Annotated in this window: 16 protein-coding genes and 1 pseudogene; 16 read left to right on the top strand and 1 reads right to left on the bottom strand. The window is 57.2% G+C overall.

All coding sequences use genetic code 11. The features are described 5' to 3' along the window. Positions 1-7: 7 nt before the first annotated feature. The 5 genes from A4E19_14260 to A4E19_14240 all read left to right on the top strand — a co-directional run bounded on the left by A4E19_14260 (position 8) and on the right by A4E19_14240 (position 4,232). A complete protein-coding gene (locus A4E19_14260; protein ID OQW37318.1) occupies positions 8-484 on the top strand; it encodes a hypothetical protein in 477 nt (158 codons plus the stop codon). Positions 485-521: 37 nt separating this feature from the next. Then, on the top strand, positions 522-2,273 hold the full coding sequence (locus tag A4E19_14255; protein ID OQW37317.1) for a pyruvate oxidase: 1,752 nt from the start codon (positions 522-524) through the stop codon (positions 2,271-2,273). A gap of 238 nt (positions 2,274-2,511) precedes the next feature. After that, positions 2,512-3,117 carry a bacterioferritin gene (locus A4E19_14250; protein OQW37316.1) on the top strand — a complete coding sequence of 202 codons (606 nt, stop codon included), beginning with the start codon at positions 2,512-2,514 and terminating at the stop codon, positions 3,115-3,117. 47 nt (positions 3,118-3,164) lie between these two features. Beyond that, the gene (locus A4E19_14245; GenBank protein ID OQW37315.1) at positions 3,165-3,683 is read left to right on the top strand and encodes a hypothetical protein; all 519 of its coding nucleotides are present in this window, start codon (positions 3,165-3,167) and stop codon (positions 3,681-3,683) included. A 105-nt stretch (positions 3,684-3,788) separates the two neighbouring features. Further along, a complete protein-coding gene (locus A4E19_14240; protein ID OQW37314.1) occupies positions 3,789-4,232 on the top strand; it encodes a hypothetical protein in 444 nt (147 codons plus the stop codon). 176 nt (positions 4,233-4,408) lie between these two features. Here A4E19_14240 and A4E19_14235 read toward each other — a convergent pair whose 3' ends face one another. Further along, positions 4,409-4,999, bottom strand: coding sequence for a diguanylate cyclase (locus A4E19_14235; protein OQW37313.1), 591 nt, complete (start codon positions 4,997-4,999; stop codon positions 4,409-4,411). Between the two features lie 353 nt (positions 5,000-5,352). Here A4E19_14235 and A4E19_14230 point away from each other — a divergent pair, with 353 nt between their 5' ends. From A4E19_14230 to A4E19_14180, 11 genes and pseudogenes are all read left to right on the top strand, one after another. Next, positions 5,353-5,571: a hypothetical protein gene (locus tag A4E19_14230; protein OQW37312.1), complete on the top strand. Its 219-nt coding sequence runs from the start codon at positions 5,353-5,355 to the stop codon at positions 5,569-5,571. A 27-nt stretch (positions 5,572-5,598) separates the two neighbouring features. Then, positions 5,599-6,405 carry a hypothetical protein gene (locus A4E19_14225; protein ID OQW37311.1) on the top strand — a complete coding sequence of 269 codons (807 nt, stop codon included), beginning with the start codon at positions 5,599-5,601 and terminating at the stop codon, positions 6,403-6,405. Between the two features lie 9 nt (positions 6,406-6,414). After that, positions 6,415-6,939 (top strand): hypothetical protein, encoded by a 525-nt coding sequence (locus A4E19_14220; GenBank protein ID OQW37310.1) that lies wholly within the window; start codon positions 6,415-6,417, stop codon positions 6,937-6,939. A gap of 5 nt (positions 6,940-6,944) precedes the next feature. Continuing rightward, complete coding sequence (locus A4E19_14215; GenBank protein ID OQW37309.1) at positions 6,945-7,490, top strand: hypothetical protein; 546 nt, start codon at positions 6,945-6,947, stop codon at positions 7,488-7,490. Positions 7,491-7,798: 308 nt separating this feature from the next. Next, positions 7,799-8,356: a hypothetical protein gene (locus tag A4E19_14210; protein OQW37308.1), complete on the top strand. Its 558-nt coding sequence runs from the start codon at positions 7,799-7,801 to the stop codon at positions 8,354-8,356. A gap of 107 nt (positions 8,357-8,463) precedes the next feature. After that, positions 8,464-9,333, top strand: a complete 870-nt coding sequence (locus A4E19_14205; protein OQW37307.1) for a hypothetical protein — start codon at positions 8,464-8,466, stop codon at positions 9,331-9,333. Positions 9,334-9,671: 338 nt separating this feature from the next. Beyond that, complete coding sequence (gene katE / locus A4E19_14200; protein ID OQW37355.1) at positions 9,672-11,678, top strand: catalase HPII; 2,007 nt, start codon at positions 9,672-9,674, stop codon at positions 11,676-11,678. A gap of 206 nt (positions 11,679-11,884) precedes the next feature. After that, a pseudogene (locus A4E19_14195) lies at positions 11,885-12,958 on the top strand (hypothetical protein). A gap of 137 nt (positions 12,959-13,095) precedes the next feature. Then, positions 13,096-13,614 (top strand): hypothetical protein, encoded by a 519-nt coding sequence (locus A4E19_14190; GenBank protein OQW37306.1) that lies wholly within the window; start codon positions 13,096-13,098, stop codon positions 13,612-13,614. 81 nt (positions 13,615-13,695) lie between these two features. After that, the gene (locus A4E19_14185; GenBank protein ID OQW37305.1) at positions 13,696-13,944 is read left to right on the top strand and encodes a hypothetical protein; all 249 of its coding nucleotides are present in this window, start codon (positions 13,696-13,698) and stop codon (positions 13,942-13,944) included. A 65-nt stretch (positions 13,945-14,009) separates the two neighbouring features. Continuing rightward, on the top strand, positions 14,010-14,459 hold the full coding sequence (locus tag A4E19_14180) for a cyclase (protein OQW37354.1): 450 nt from the start codon (positions 14,010-14,012) through the stop codon (positions 14,457-14,459). The last annotated feature ends 7 nt before the right edge of the window (positions 14,460-14,466 follow it).

Here is a 14,466-nt window from a genome sequence, read left to right as displayed (position 1 = left end):
GGAGAATATGTCTACACCGGCCAGCGTACATGGACATCCGATCCATCCCATGATCGTCCCGATTCCGATCGGGCTGTGGATATTTTCCCTGGTTTGCGATGTCGTCTATGACTTTGGTCTGGGAGGTCCGCTTTGGAAGACCATCGCCCACTACGCGCTCGTCGGCGGCCTCATCGGAGCGATCATGGCGGCCGTGCCCGGTGCAGCGGACTATCGGTCACTGTCGAATCCTCGCGTGGTTTCCATCGCGCGGCTTCACATGTTGCTGAACCTTTCGCTCGTGTTTCTGTACGGCGTCAATGCCTGGCTCCGATACGTCGGCTCTCCGGACGCTCTTGTGCCGTCTTTGTTGTCGTGGGTCGGCGTGGTCGTCTTGGGCATCTCAGGTTGGCTCGGGGGAGAGTTGGTGTACGTGCGCCGTGTGGGAGTCGGAACGGAAAGCGGAGATCACGAGGCGTCGAGAACACAGCAACGCGCCGCGTAAACGTGGACTTCATCAGAGAGAGAAAGGCAGGACAACCATGGCGGCGACGGTCGCGGACATCTTGGTGGAACGCCTCATCGATTGGAACGTGGATACGGTGTTTGCCCTTCCCGGTGACGGGATCAACGGTCTTTACGAAGCCTTGCGGACCCATCGAGACGCCATTCGGGTGATACAAGTCCGCCACGAGGAAGCGGCCGCATTGGCGGCGTGCGGCTACGCCAAATTTACTCGAAGGCTGGCTGTCTGCTTGGCCACGTCCGGTCCGGGCGGAATCCATCTTCTGAACGGCCTCTACGACGCCAAATTCGACGGGCAGCCGGTATTGGCCATCACCGGACATACGTACCACGATTTGATCGGCACTCATTATCAGCAGGACATCGATCTCGACCGCGTGTTCAGCGATGTGGCGGCCTTCAGCGGGCGCGTCATGGGTCCCGCTCATGTGTGTAATGCGGTGGATCTCGCCGTCAAAACCGCAATCTCCAAACGCACTGTCTCTCACATCACGATTCCCAAGGACATCCAGGATTGGCCCGCCGAAGGAATGCGATCCAAGGCGAATGTCGCCGAGCACAGCGGTGATCGGATCAGCGAAGCGTTGCCGCTCCCCGGAAAGGCGCAGCTGGAGCGCGCGGCCGCGTTACTCAACCAAGGAACCAAAGTCGCCATTTTGGCGGGGCGGGGTTGTCTGTCGGCGCGTGATGAAATCGTCATGTTGGCCGAAAAGCTCGGCGCGCCGATCGTGAAGCCGCTGCTCGGGAAAGCGGTGGTGCCGGACGATCATCCCTACACGACCGGGGGGATCGGGTTATTGGGCACGGCTCCGTCGCAAGACGTGATGGAGGAGTGCGACACGTTGATCATCGCGGGGAGCAGCTTTCCCTACCTCGAATTCTATCCGAAGCCGGGCCAGGCCAAGGCCATCCAGATCGATCTGGATGCGGCCCGGATCGGATTGCGGTATCCGGTCGATGTCGGACTCGTCGGACAATGCTGGGACGTGTTGCGTGCCCTGTTGCCCTTGGTCGATCCGAAATCAGACCGGCGGTTCCTCGAACGGGCGCAAGAGCGGAAGACCCGGTGGGATAGGCTCATGGAAGAACGGGGTACGCGCGACGACATCCCCATGAAGCCACAGGTCATCGCCCATGCGCTCAACGACGTGCTCGCCGAGGATGCGATCATCTGTTGCGATACCGGAACAGTGACCACGTGGGCGGCGCGGCACATCCGCATGCGCGGTTCCATGCAGTTTTCCGTATCGGGAACCTTGGCGACGATGGCGAACGGACTGCCGTACAGCATCGGCGCGTCGGTCGCCTTCCCCGGCCGGCAAGTGGTCTGTTTTGCCGGGGACGGCGGGTTCACCATGTTGATGGGGGACCTAGCGACCGCGGTCAAATACCGTCTGCCGATCAAAATCGTCGTGATCAAGAACAACTCCCTCGGAATGATCAAGTGGGAACAAATCGCCTTCGAGGGAAATCCGCAATATGGCGTCGATCTGCAGGCCATCGATTTCGTGGGGTTCGCTCGCGCATGCGGGGCAGTCGGCTATTCCGTGAGTGATCCGGCTCGCGTGAGGGAGACCCTACGAGACGCGTTTGCGCAGCCGGGTCCCGTCGTGATCGAAGCGGTCGTCGATCCTTATGAACCGCCGTTGCCCGGCAAACTCACGACCGACCAGGCCTGGCAGTTCACCAAGGCCATGGCTCGAGGCCAAAAAGATCGCTTGGAAATCGTGAAGACGGTCATCGAGAACAAGATCCGTGAAGTGGTGTGACGCGGTCATCGAACAACCGGTGGAGCCATCGGTTTCTTCATACAAGTTGTCCTTCATCAGACAGATTGTCCGCGACGACGGTCGTGTCGCGTCGTGTTCGGCTTATGTGAGAAACGCTTTATGGGGACATGCCGTTATGTTTTCAAGGGTACAGATGCCACCGGCGCTGAGGATGGGCAGGGCAAAGTTTGTGCAATCCACACAGTGGCTAAGTCGGCCGGAGATAGACCGCCGGGATATGGAGAGGGGGACGGATATGGATTTTGTGGCAAATATCGAAGAAATCCGAAGACGGGCTCGCCAGCATATCGAAGAGGGCCCGTTTACTCACGATTATTCGCTCGATCGTAACCAAGCCGTACGCATCCTCAATGACGCATTGGCCACGGAGTACATGTGCGTGCTTCGTTACCGCTTTCACTATTTCATGGCGACGGGCATCCATTCGGCCGCCGTGGCGACAGAATTTCTTGAGCATGCCCAGGAAGAACAGGGCCATGCCGATCGCCTTGCGGAACGCATCAAGCAGTTGGGGGGGAAACCGGAATTGCATCCGAACGCGATTGCAGAGCACAGCCATAGCGAGTACCGGGAAGGAACCTCTCTCGTGGATATGATCCGTGAAGATCTGGTGGCCGAGCGCATCGCGATCGAAACGTATCGGGAAATGATTCGGTATTTCGGACAGGGTGACCCGACCTCGCGGGTGTTGCTGGAGGAAATTCTGGCCAAAGAGGAGGAGCATGCCGACGAATTGGCGGACCTTCTGTTTGCCGTCCAACCTGATGCCAACGAGGGGACCCGTAAGCTGTATTTTCAGGACGAGGTGCCGACGAAGCAGTAGATGACTGAGCCCCGTACATCGGTATTCATTCACCACAGGAGGGTTGCATGGCACGGAAGCAAAAGGAAATCGAACAAGACGAAGAAGAAATGTCCGAACAGGAATCCGTCAATGTTCTGGAGATGCTGAAAGAAGACCATCAGAAAGTCCAAGAGCTTTTCGAGCAATTCGAGAATGCGGACGGCCGATCCAGGCAAGGAATCGTTGAAGAAGCGCTGAAGGAGTTGGAAATCCACACCAAAATCGAGGAGACCCTCGTGTATCCGGCTATTCGCGAGGCGATCGAGGAAGAAGAGACCGTGGACGAAGCGAATGAAGAACATCACGTCGTCACGTTGCTGAGCAAAGAACTGCGGAAGATGAAGGGATCGGCCGACGGTTATCGGGCGAAGTTCAAAGTTTTGAGCGAGCTCGTGAAGCACCACATCGAAGAGGAAGAGACCGAAATGTTTCCACAAGCGGAACAAGCCGAGATCGACTGGGAGGAGATCGGACAAGAAGCGATGAAAATCAAAGAACGGATGATGAAACAAAAAGGAGCAAGCGGCCATCGACGGGCGGCATGACGTCTTTCCCACCCACAGCAGGCGGCTGCCGTATCGGCATGTCCGCCTGCCCCGCCGTCTTATTCGGACTTCCTCACGAATCTCTGAAAGGAGGTGACAGTTTGCATGCCGAGTCGAAGATTTGCGCAAATAGTCGGGGGCTTGTTTCTCTTCATAGGATTCGTGGGTTTCATCCCCGGAGCGGTATCGAATCCTCACCCAACCGCTGTGCCGGGTCTCTTCGCGGACGGAGGCTATGGTCTCTTATTCGGTCTGTTTCCGGTGAACTGGATTCACAATCTGATCCATCTTGGAGTAGGCATCGCGGGTTTGTCTTACGCCAGCAGCGTGAGCAATGCCAGGGCCTTCGCTCGCGGGCTGACATGGTTCTACGGCGCCCTGGCCGTTATGGGGGTCATCCCGCCGCTCAGCATGGCGTTCGGCCTGGCTCCGTTACATGGGTGGGATGTATGGCTTCATGGGGGGACTGCGGCTCTTGCCGCCTACTATGGGTACGGCAAGCGTGCGCAGGCGGATGAAATAGCCGAAGGTTATCGTCGAGCTGCCTGACCATTCCTTCACGTACGTCATGAGACAACGAGCCGCAACGCGGCCGTTGTCTCATGTGACGCCTACGCATATTGTCTCGCTTCCCACGGGGCGAGAGCCTCCCCAACGATCTTAACCGATTCTGGCATCGGCCCCATCGGTCTGCCAGGTATCGCGGATCGATTGTGCATCGAGAATCAAGCGGCTTTCGTCAGCGGATTCCGTGGGATACGGCGGCGACGAGCGGTTGAGATACATCGCCAGAGCTCTTCACCGTAAGGCACGACGATGAACAGTGCGATCGAACTGAAGAGAGTCACCAAATAACCCACGGGCAAGGGATCTGTCTTTGGCTCAACGGCAAAGCGGGGAGCCTCGGGACCGAGGCCGAATAAGGCCAGGAACTGATTCCAGTACAGCACGGTGACGAAGGACGCCGCCATGATGGGAAGGACTTCCAGGAAACTATGGACGTGCTGTTCCCACGGACTGATGTATCGGCGCGTGTGCGCATAATAGACGTCCCACAAGGCCGTCGCCTCATGGACCACCAGGGCGATCAGCATGATGGCAATGACCAGGGCGTTGATTTCGAAGAGCAGCGCCACGACCACCGGGAATCCGGCTTCTCCGAGTTGGAGTAGGTGCAGAACCGATTCCTTCGTACCCGTGTTTTCTTCGATGCGGGTACGTTTATGCAGAAAATAATCAGTAAGACCGGCCAGTACCCATAGAGGAAGAATGAAATAGAGCAGATAGTTTCGGACTAAAAGAGCCGGATCAACCATGAGGTACCTCCATGCATATTCCTTTCATGCATATTCCTTTCCATAGCGGAAGGTGTGACCCGGCGGACCGGGAATCTCTACAAGCGAACGGCTGTGGCGCTGTAAATGTAAAGTGGGCCGGCTGAGTGATGAAGATGGTGGAATTCTCGTCAGAGCCATGCAACTAGGGAGTTCCCATGTGGCCTACCACGCCTGGTAGGTATACACATTTCAACTCCAGGTAACCGGGAGAACGTGTTCCATGAAGACAGATCGCGCGATGGGCCTTGTTTCTTCCTTGAGCAACGCATGCGCAGGCACGGGATGATTCTCGGTGAAGCGGCCTGCCTCTTGCACACCGAAAGAGCCTCATGATGCTCAATATGGATAGGGAAATATCGTATAGTCCGAAAGCTCATGATTGGGATTTCACCTTATCGGCAAAGCGAGAAATCGCAACCGGGGGAGGTACTGTGCAAGCGACCATTCCTGTCCCCGTCAAGCCCGTTCACACGTTGGTCCGGCGGGGAGCCGATGTCGTCAAGATGATCGGACGGCACTTCGTACAATCACTCCAACGAATAGTCTCATGACATGATTGTCACACGAGGAGGAAGACGATGACGACTGAGAATTTGTCGGGACAAAAACCATATCGAACCAATACGCAAGATATGGGATGGAATGAAGAACGAGCCGGTTTCGATGATGAGCGGGAAAACATAGGCGATGGTCAGCGGATGCTGTCAGGCATGGCAGGGATGGCCTTCCTCGTGTCCGGGCTGTCTCGTCGTGACTGGACCGGTGCGGCGCTGGCCATGGTGGGAGGAGGGCTCCTCCATCGGGCGATCAGCGGCCATTGCCCCGCATTCGAGGCCATGGGAATCGATATGAGCTCCAACGATCAACGGAGGCCGGCAAGCGACACGAATCGATTGGGCCGACGCAAGGTCCATACGAAACGCGCGACAAAAATCCAACGGGCCATCGAGATCGATCGTCCTCCGAACGAAATCTACCGGTTTTGGCGGTCGTTCGAGAATTTGCCCCGCATCATGACCCATCTTGATTCGGTGCAAGTGGTCAATGATCGGTTGTCCCACTGGGTCGTGAAGACCCTGCCGGGTGGTCCCAAAGTGGAGTGGGATGCCGAAGTCATCAACGATGTGGAGAATCAACGCATCGGATGGAGGTCGCTCAAAGGTTCGGACGTGGACAATACCGGTTCGGTCGAGTTCAAGCCGACGGCCGATGGAAGACGAACGTGGTTGACTGTGACGCTGCAGTATGAACCTCCGGGCGGCAAGGTGGGAACGGCTGTCGCCAAGTTGCTCGGAGAAGACCCGAACACCAAGATCGCCGAAGACCTGCAGCGATTCAAAGAACAGATGGAGACGGGTGCCTTTTCGCACGCCGACGCTCGATAGGAGTCCGCCATGTCACAGGTCACGTTTTCCGGACATCCCCTCCACCCGCAGTTGATCGTCATGCCGGCCGGGCTGTTGCCATTCAGCTTGGTCTTGGACCTGCTCCATGTGTCGACGAAGAACCGGTCCTTCGCCGACGCGTCCTACTACACCATGCTGGGCGGTTTGCTGGGAGGTCTCGTCGCGGGAACGGCCGGAGCGATGGACTATGCGACGATTCCTCGAGACCACCAAGCCAAGCGGCTTGGCCGTCTGCACGGCATGATGAATGTCGGATTGCTGACGTTGACGGCTTTCAATGTACTGATGAGGCGGCGCAATCGCACGCCCCGCACGTTGCCCATGCTTCTATCGTTGTTGGGCAATGTCGGTCTATTTGTGTCGGCCTGGTACGGCGGGCATCTGGTGTACCACCATGGGATGCGCGTGCGGGGCACGGAGCTGTCAGGCGGATCGGACGAAAATAAATTGCCCGGCGACGAGTCGCTGGCCAGGGTGCTGGCATCCACGGCTCAGGGGAACGGAGAAGTGTAGGTTCAATGCAAAGAGAAGCGCGCAGCGCGCTCGCCAAATATGATCTCCTCGTGTTACCGGACGATCATGTGGTCGGGCCCGCGGCGGCGCCCATGACGCTCATCGCCTACTGCGACTTCGAGTGTCCGTATTGTCGAGAAGCGCAGCCCCTCCTTCATCGCCTCCGTGAGCGACATTCCACCCGCCTCCGGTTCGTCTATCGGCATTTCCCACTGGTCAGGAAACACCCGCATGCCCAGCTTGCCGCGGAGGCTTCCGTCGCGGCTGGGCTGCAGGACCGCTTCTGGCCGATGCATGACGTGCTGTTCCAAAACCAAGATCATCTCGAACTCGACGATCTCTATCTCTATGCCGCGATGGCTGGATTGGATGTGCCCCATTTCAAAGGAGACCTGCACGCGGGAGTCGGCGTCCTGAAAGTACGGCGTGATGTGCTGTCCGGCCATCGCTGCGGAGTACAAGGGACACCCACTTTCTTCGTCAATAACGTGTTGGTATCCAACAGCGATGAGCTCGAGCAGGCAGTGTCGAGACAGGCGAAAAAGGGATGATCTATGAATGATCCTCGGAGCCGTTCGCGTCGTCCTTTATTGACGGTTCCACGGTGCGCATAAGAGAACATCTGTCCCATCCAGGAACAGATTGTCTGCGAATGGTTTCGTGCTCGGACTTCCGACCGGTTTACGGCTCTGATAAGTCGCGGAGGATCGGCCATTACTTAGTCCTCGCTTCGTCATAGGGTACTGATTCGACCGGCTCAAGTTTTGCACGGGGGCGGTTGAACATGGCGCCTTAGTATCAGTAATGGAAGGGAGAAGTTCCCGACCAGCGGCAACTCACATTATCCAAGGAGCATCCCATGTATCGGATGATCGCCGTCGGCCTGTTTATCGGTGTCGCATTCGGTTTCTTTGCGGGAGGGCTGGGAGCCCAGGTGGATGTGAAATCAGACCCGGCAGGAGTGCAATTAGACTCTAAATCAGATACCCAAACGTTTCTGACGATCGCCGCCGAGGAACAACAAGTGGCGATCGCGCTCGGTCAACTGGCTGCACAGCGGGCGGAGAACAAGCAGGTGAAGGAGTACGGATCGAAGGCGGTCGAGGATCATAAGAAAGTCCGCCGGGAGGCGGAACAACTCGCATCGAAACACAAGGTGCCGCTGCCGACGAAGCTCACTGCGGAAGACCAGAAAAAAGTCGACGAAATGTCGAAATTGTCCGGCCATGAGTTCGATCGGGCCTATATGAATTTTACCCTTCAGAATCACGAGACGACGTTGGAGGAATACCAGCAGCACATAGACACCATGAGATATCCCGATCTTCGGGAATATTTCACCTCGACTTTGCCCGTTCTGAAGGCGCATCGCGACCAGGCACGCATGGTCAAGGCCTCTCTCCAGACCAATCCCTAGCATGAGCTCCGATCGAGGACGCGCCTCCGGGGGCGTCCTCGACCGAGTCCTTCGGACAGTAAAACGAGTCGTCATCGATATGTGTCCGAGGATCAGTTCGAGGGCTTATGAGATACGACACGTCCGTTGTTCCCCTGATCCAGCGCGTCCTGCTCCCGACCGATCTCACCGAAGAAGGCCGGAGTGCGTTTGCCCACGCGTTGATCGTCGCGCTGATCGCCAAGGCCAAGTTGACCATCCTTCACGTATCCGATAGCCGGGACGAGTCGTGGGCCGACTTCCCCGGAGTCCGCGATACGCTCGAGCGTTGGAGACGGCTTCCCCAAGACAGCGAACGGACCGACGCCGTCACTCGAGGCTTCTCCGTTCAAAAGGTCCGGATGGTTCACGACGATCCGGTCGAGTCCATCAGGACCTTTCTGAAGACGCACGGCACGGATCTCATGGTCTTGGCCACGGATCAGCATAAGAGCGGCGTTCCATGGCTCAACAGATCCGTTGCGGCCAGCGTCGCCGGCAGATCGCGAGAGATGACGCTCTTTATTCCCAAGGGTATGGAGGGTTTCGTCTCGCTCGATAACGGCTCGATTTCTCTGGAAACCATCTTGATTCCCGTCGCGCCGATTCCATCCGCCCAGCCGGCCGTTCACGCCGTCGCCAGACTGGTGTCCGGTCTCTGTTGCGAAACCGGCACGATTACTCTTCTGCATGTCGGAGACGAAGATGCGATGCCACAGGTGGTTTGTCCGGACATTGCCGGGTGGCGCTGGAACCGAGAGACGCGGAGCGGCGAGGTGATCGAGATCATTCATCAAGTCGGCAACGAGATCGGTGCGGACCTGATCGCGATGGCCACGGACGGTCGCAACGGCCTATTGGACGATCTGCGCGGAAGCCATAGCGAGCGAGTGTTACAGGAGTCGACCTGTCCCCTCCTCACGATCCCGGCCGACGGATTCATCACCGCAGTTTTGTAAGAGCTGCCATACAGCGGCTCCCCTCATTCCCCATAGAAAAGGGTCACAAGCATTATTCCGCCAAAGTAAGGGGCGCAAGTTCCATTTCTCCGGGGGTTTACTAGTCGCCGGCGACCGGTATTGACGATACAAGTTATAGAAGCTCTCGGGACTCTTACGCCCGATGAGCGCGGACGAGCGGCAGATCAAAGGGTTAAGAAGGAGATCACACGATGTTACGTCAAGCTTTCAAATCGATTCAGAACAAAAGTCTCGCGTTGGCGGCGGGCCTTGTTTTCAGCGGTCTTCTGACCGCCCAGGTGTCCTGCGCCGCCGACCGCGAGCAGAGCAAGTCACCCGTGGCGCCTGCCGACGCGCAGTTGCCGGCGGTCGCCGAAGGGAATGTTTTGACGACCAATCAAGGCATGCGCATAGAGGATGACGCGAATTCGCTCAAGGCCGGAGCGCGAGGGCCGACGTTGATGGAAGACACCCAGTTCCGGGAAAAAATCATGCACTTCGACCACGAGCGAATGCCGGAACGAGTCGTCCATCCGCGCGGTTCCGGCGCGCACGGATACTTCCAGGTCTATAAGCCGTTGACTCGCTACAGCAAGGCGGCGGTGTTCAGCGATCCTTCCGTGAAAACTCCGGTATTCGTTCGGTTTTCGAACGTCAATGGAAATCTGGGTACGGCGGACACCATTCGGGATGCGCGGGGGTTCGCCGTGAAATTCTACACGCACGAGGGCGTGTGGGATTTGGTGGGCAACAACATTCCGGTGTTCTTCATTCAAGATGCGATCAAGTTTCCCGATTTGGTCCATGCATTCAAGCCGGAACCCCATAACGACATTCCACAGGCTTCCACCGCGCACAACAACTTTTGGGATTTCATCTCGCTTTCGCCGGAATCCATGCACATGATCATGTGGGTCATGTCGGATCGGGGAATTCCCCGGAGCTATCGCATGATGGACGGATTCGGCGTCCATACCTTTCGATTGGTCAACGACCAGGGCAAGTCCACCTTCGTGAAGTTCCATTGGAAGCCCCTGCTCGGAGTGCATTCGCTCGTGTGGGATGAGGCGCAAAAACTGGCAGGCAAAGATCCGGACTTTCATCGCCGGGATCTGTGGGAGGCGATAGAGAATAAAACGTATCCGGAGTACGAGCTGGCGCTCCAGCTCTTGCCGGAGGAAGAGGCGGACAAAGCGCCGTTCGACATCCTCGATGCCACCAAGATCTGGCCGGAAGATCAATTTCCGCTTCAGCGTGTCGGCAAGCTGACCTTGAACCGTAACCCGGATAATTTCTTCACCGAGACCGAGGAAGTGGCGTTTCATCCGGGCCATCTTGTGCCCGGCATCGACGTGACCGACGACCCGTTGCTGCAAGGCCGCCTCTTCTCCTATCTCGATACCCAACTGAATCGATTCGGTACGCCGAATTTCACACAACTTCCGATCAACCAACCCAAGTCGCCGGTCAACAACTTCCAACAGGACGGCATCATGCGGTTCAACAATCGCCCGGGTCGAATCAATTATGAACCGAACTCCGGGGATAAGGTGCCGAGTCAGGTGGATGCGAAGAAGGGGGGGTATGTTCACTATCCCGCGGCGGTTCAAGGTCAAAAGGTCCGCGAGCGCAGCAAAACTTTCGGCGATCACTACACGCAAGCGGCGCTGTTCTACAACAGTCTCTCTCTGCCCGAGCAAGAACATATCGGACAAGCGCTGATTTTCGAGCTGGGAAAAGTATCGGACGTCAAGATTCAAAAACTCATGCTCGACCATCTGTCGAAAGTAGACGGCACCTTGGCCTCGATGGTCGGAATGAAACTCGGATTTGAGGCTCCGAAAGGTCCATCGGCGAGTCGTGCCGGCAAGACGAAGGGTTTGAGTCAGGAAGAGGGCCCGAGGGACTCGATCAAAGGTCGAAAAGTCGCGGTATTGGCAGGCGACGGCGCGGCTGCTTCCGACATCAAGCAACTGGAGACGGCCCTGAAAAAAGAGGGGGCCACGATGGAAATCATTGCGCCGCGCCTCGGCGAGCTCAAAGGTGGTGTGAAAGTCGATAAGAGTTTGGCGATCGTGGATTCCGTCATGTATGACGCGGTGTACGTTCCAGGCGGCAAGGAAAGCGTCACGACGCTGCTGGGTGATTACGAGGCCCGGCATTTCGTGCGCGACGCTTACAACCATGGAAAGGCGATCGCCGCCAGCGGGGAGGGTCAGGAACTCCTTCAAGCTGTCGGCATCAAGGAGGCCTCGGGAGTCGTGACCGACAAGAGCGGAGGCGCGGGCAAATCCTTTGTGGAGGCGATCGGTCGCCACCGCCATTGGAATCGCCCGAAACCATAAATGCCGTTAGAGCCGACCATTCCAACACCAGTGAGGACCACCCGCACGGCGAAGCCGTGCGGGTGGTCTTGAGTGCTCCTTGTCCCTGCATCCATTTCTTTTCTCCGTACAGAGTATTTCTGGGGCATTTGCTAGTCGCCTGTGCCCGCTGTTGACGGTACATGTAAAGAGTCATGGCTTGGAAATTCAGTCTTATCAAGTCACGCTTGCCGGTAGCCATGCTCTTGAGCCTGCAGACTCTAACCGGTTGTCAAACCTCGCAAACCGAGACGTTCGGAGGACAGCGAAAAGCCGCCGTCGCGTCCGCAGAAGAACGGAAGCGGGCGACGGCTGACACGATGTCTCGCGCGGATAAAGACATGGCGGCCGTACTCACGAAGTTACAGAATCTCGACCCCAAGCCTATCCCTTCGCTCACGGCCGAGGAAGCACGGGTCCAACCGATGCCGGCCGACGCGGTGGCAGCGCTACTGGAGGAGAAGAGCCGGAGCGCGGTTCCGCTGGCGATCGGAAAGACGAAGAATCACATGATCCCCGGTCCTGGCGGACAACTGCCCATTCGAATTTATACGCCTCAAGGAACCGGTCCGTTTCCCGTCATCGTGTACTATCCGGGCGGGGGGTGGGTGATCGGAACGCTCGATACGTACGATGCCTCTGCAAGGGCGCTCGCGAAGACTGTGAACGCCATCGTGGTATCCGTTGAGTACCGTAAAGCTCCGGAGCATAAATTCCCGGCGGCTCACGAGGACGCCTACGCGGCCTATCGGTGGGTGCTCCGCAATGCCGAGAGCTTCGGCGGAGATCCTTCAATGGTCGCCGTGGCGGGTGAGAGCGCCGGGGGAAATCTGGCGGCGGCGGTGTGCCTGATGGCGAGGGCGCGCGGCGAAATATTGCCCGTGCATCAAGCGCTGATTTACCCCGTCGCCGGATACGACTTCAACACGCCGTCGTATCGCGAACATGCTCAGGCCAAACCATTGGACAAGTCAATGATGGCTTGGTTCTTCGAAAAGTATTTGAGAGAGCCGGCGGACGGAAAACATCCGTGGATCGATCTCGTGAACGTCCGTAACCTCAGTGGAATGCCGCCTGCCACCATCATTACCGCTGAAATCGACCCCTTGCGATCGGAGGGGAAACGTTATGCCGAACGACTCATCGAGGCCGGCGTGCCGGTCACGTACCAAAACTTTCGGGGGGTGACACACGAGTTTTTCGGGATGGGGGCCGTTGTCGATGACGCAACACAAGCGGTGCGGTTGGTGGCCAACGGCATGAACGGATCGTTCGACGAACCCGTCTTTTCCCGTCCGAATGACCAAGAGGGGCGCTCGAGGAGCTCGGCACAGATCGAATCGCTGCAGGAATAAGGCACGCAGGTCGGAGGAGCAAGTAACATTTAAGGGAGATTCATATGTCGAGGTTCCTTTCATTATGTCTGGCGATGTGCGGAGCTGCGGGGTTGGTTTCGTCTGTGCTCGCGCAGGCGTCGAAAACCGACGCCCACTCGATTCTCGAGAAGGCGGCGGAAGGACAACAAATAGAAATATCATTAGGCCAACTTGCCGCTCAACGTGCGGTGAATGAACGCGTGAAAGAGTTCGGGCAGCAGATGGTGGAGGATCACAAAAAGGCGAGCCAACAAGTCGAGCAACTGGCCATGAAGCAAGGCGTGCAACTGTCCCCCGGACTCAGCCGAGAACGGAGGGAGAAAGTGAATAAACTCTCTCAACTATCCGGCCATGCCTTCGACCGTGCCTACATGGACTACATATTAGAAGACCATGAAACCATCGTGGAAGAATTTCAGCGGCTGGTGAAGACGGTGCAAGATCAAGACATCCAACAATGGATCACTGCGATGTTGCCGACGTTACAGACGCATCGGGAAAAGGCGCACAAAGTAAAATATTCGCTGCAGACGAGCCCGTAATATGAAACACGCGGAGCCTTCGGGTGGCGGAGGCGGCTGACTGACCAGACAGACCGGACGGACCACGGACGAGACAGACACATGAACGAAAAGACGACGACCGATCAATCAGTGCTTCAGCGAATCAACGACCTTGTCGGCCAGGAACACCAGATGCTGGCTCGTGAAACGAGGAGCGAGGAAGATCTGGAGCAGTTACGGGCCCTGCAAGTCGAGCTGGATCAATGCTGGGATCTCCTTCGTCAACGACGCGCGCGACGGACTGTGGGACAGGATGCCGACCAAGCGCAGGTGCGGCCGCCGGAGATCGTCGAGAGATATGAACAATGAAACAAGCGATCGAACATCAATCGGGTTCCAATGAATCAGTTGGCACATCACACAAGGAGGTAATCATGTCCGTCATAGAAAAATCCATCGAACTCAATGTGCCGGTCAAGACCGCCTACAATCAATGGACCCAGTTCGAAGAATTTCCGCGGTTCATGGAAGGCGTCGAACAAGTTCACCAGATCGACGACAAACATCTGCACTGGAAGGCCAGCATCGGGGGGAAGCAAAAAGAATGGGATGCGGTCATCACCGAGCAGATCCCCGATCAACGGATCACCTGGATGAGCCAGGGAGGCGCCAAGAACGGCGGAACGGTCACATTTACCAGGATTGCGGAGAACAAATCGAAGCTCAGCCTTCGTCTGGAATATGAGCCGGATGGTGCCGTTGAGAAGACCGGTGATGCGGTGGGGGTCGTATCGGGACGAGTGGAAGGCGATCTCCAGCGATTCAAGGAGTTCATTGAATCACGAGGTCAGGAGACCGGCGCTTGGCGCGGCAAGGTGGCCTGAGGGAATA

The sequence above is a fragment of the Nitrospira sp. SG-bin1 genome (assembly GCA_002083365.1).
GTDB lineage: Bacteria > Nitrospirota > Nitrospiria > Nitrospirales > Nitrospiraceae > Nitrospira_D.
This window is presented reverse-complemented; position numbering and strand designations above follow the sequence as displayed.

What these genes read in the sequence shown, in the direction of transcription:
- A4E19_14260 (OQW37318.1), top strand. Translation starts at nt 8, where the DNA reads ATGTCTACACCGGCCAGCGTACATGGACATCCGATCCATCCCATGATC.
- A4E19_14255 (OQW37317.1), top strand. Translation starts at nt 522, where the DNA reads ATGGCGGCGACGGTCGCGGACATCTTGGTGGAACGCCTCATCGATTGG.
- A4E19_14250 (OQW37316.1), top strand. Translation starts at nt 2,512, where the DNA reads ATGGAGAGGGGGACGGATATGGATTTTGTGGCAAATATCGAAGAAATC.
- A4E19_14245 (OQW37315.1), top strand. Translation starts at nt 3,165, where the DNA reads ATGGCACGGAAGCAAAAGGAAATCGAACAAGACGAAGAAGAAATGTCC.
- A4E19_14240 (OQW37314.1), top strand. Translation starts at nt 3,789, where the DNA reads ATGCCGAGTCGAAGATTTGCGCAAATAGTCGGGGGCTTGTTTCTCTTC.
- A4E19_14235 (OQW37313.1), bottom strand. Translation starts at nt 4,999, where the DNA reads ATGGTTGATCCGGCTCTTTTAGTCCGAAACTATCTGCTCTATTTCATT.
- A4E19_14230 (OQW37312.1), top strand. Translation starts at nt 5,353, where the DNA reads ATGCTCAATATGGATAGGGAAATATCGTATAGTCCGAAAGCTCATGAT.
- A4E19_14225 (OQW37311.1), top strand. Translation starts at nt 5,599, where the DNA reads ATGACGACTGAGAATTTGTCGGGACAAAAACCATATCGAACCAATACG.
- A4E19_14220 (OQW37310.1), top strand. Translation starts at nt 6,415, where the DNA reads ATGTCACAGGTCACGTTTTCCGGACATCCCCTCCACCCGCAGTTGATC.
- A4E19_14215 (OQW37309.1), top strand. Translation starts at nt 6,945, where the DNA reads ATGCAAAGAGAAGCGCGCAGCGCGCTCGCCAAATATGATCTCCTCGTG.
- A4E19_14210 (OQW37308.1), top strand. Translation starts at nt 7,799, where the DNA reads ATGTATCGGATGATCGCCGTCGGCCTGTTTATCGGTGTCGCATTCGGT.
- A4E19_14205 (OQW37307.1), top strand. Translation starts at nt 8,464, where the DNA reads ATGAGATACGACACGTCCGTTGTTCCCCTGATCCAGCGCGTCCTGCTC.
- A4E19_14190 (OQW37306.1), top strand. Translation starts at nt 13,096, where the DNA reads ATGTCGAGGTTCCTTTCATTATGTCTGGCGATGTGCGGAGCTGCGGGG.
- A4E19_14185 (OQW37305.1), top strand. Translation starts at nt 13,696, where the DNA reads ATGAACGAAAAGACGACGACCGATCAATCAGTGCTTCAGCGAATCAAC.
- A4E19_14180 (OQW37354.1), top strand. Translation starts at nt 14,010, where the DNA reads ATGTCCGTCATAGAAAAATCCATCGAACTCAATGTGCCGGTCAAGACC.